Source organism: Acinetobacter sp. neg1 (assembly GCF_000788125.1).
Taxonomy (GTDB): Bacteria; Pseudomonadota; Gammaproteobacteria; order Pseudomonadales; family Moraxellaceae; genus Acinetobacter; species Acinetobacter vivianii.
In genome coordinates this window covers 1-1,144 of sequence record NZ_JSZD01000001.1, presented here as the reverse complement: position 1 = coordinate 1,144, position 1,144 = coordinate 1, and the positions used below count along the sequence as shown (strand labels likewise).

Below are 1,144 nucleotides of genomic sequence, written 5' to 3'. Positions count from 1 at the left end.
ATCAACTGTAACGCTCCATAAGCCACCAGTTTGTACGGTCGTGGTGATGTCCACGCCATTGACATTGACTGTGACCACATCACCCACGCTGTATTCACCGGTAACCGTACCGCTAATGGTCTGGTCTGTTGCTGCTTCGCTTGAATCAACAATGCCATCGCCTGCAATCGGGTTAATGGTAATCGTGGTGGTGCTGTTGTCTGGGCCAGTGGTATCGACTGTATAGACCTGAGTATCAGTCACTGTGCTGCTGTTGCCTGCTGCATCGGTGAAGGTTGCTGTGGCATCGATGATCGCATCGGTATCTGCAAGTAAGTCACTACCTGCCACATCTGCAGTCCATGTACCCGCTGCTGCATCAACAGTTGCAGTGTACGTCACGCCATTAATAACGAGTGTAACAACCGTGGTTGCTGCATCTGCAGGGATACCAGTTAAGGTACCTGTCACAGTCACTGTGCCCGTTGATTCTGCGGCATTCAACACGTTGTCTGCAGTCACATCATCAATGGTTAAGGTTGCACCTGCTGGATTTGGTGGAGTGAGATCCACTGTTTCTGTACCAGGTACAGATGGGTTACCTGCAGGATCTGTGGCAATTGCCGTGATGGTATCACCATCCACCAAGCCACCTGGGTTTGGTACGGTCCATTCGCCTGTCGTTGGATCAGTCACTACATCAACGGTTGTGCCATCCGGGAAGGTTACAGTCACCGTTGAACCTGGTTCTGCGGTACCCGTGATTGGATCGGTACCATTGACTGGATCAATCTCTGGCGCTGCTGGTGCAGTCACATCCACGGTATAAGTTTGTGTGTCGGTGACTGTGCTGCTGTTGCCTGCTGCATCGGTGAAGGTCGCTGTCGCATCGATGGTCGCATCGGTATCTGCAAGTAAGTCACTACCTGCTACATCTGCGGTCCAGTTGCCTGTCGCTGCATCAACAGTTGCAGTGTAAGTCACACCATTGATAAGGAGTGTCACCACCGTGGTTGCTGCATCCGCAGGGATACCGGTTAAGGTACCCGTCACAGTCACTGTGCCAGTTGATTCTGCGGCATTGAGTGTGTTGTCCGTGGTGACTGGTGCAACAGTCAGTGTGGTACCCGTAGTATCTGGTGCAGTGGTATCTACAACATAGTTG

1 protein-coding gene is annotated in these 1,144 nt (G+C 51.9%); it reads right to left on the bottom strand.

What is annotated here, in order from left to right; translation table 11 throughout:
- A partial coding sequence (locus PJ15_RS00005) for an Ig-like domain-containing protein (protein ID WP_227504673.1) occupies window positions 1-1,144 on the bottom strand: 1,144 nt, incomplete at both ends.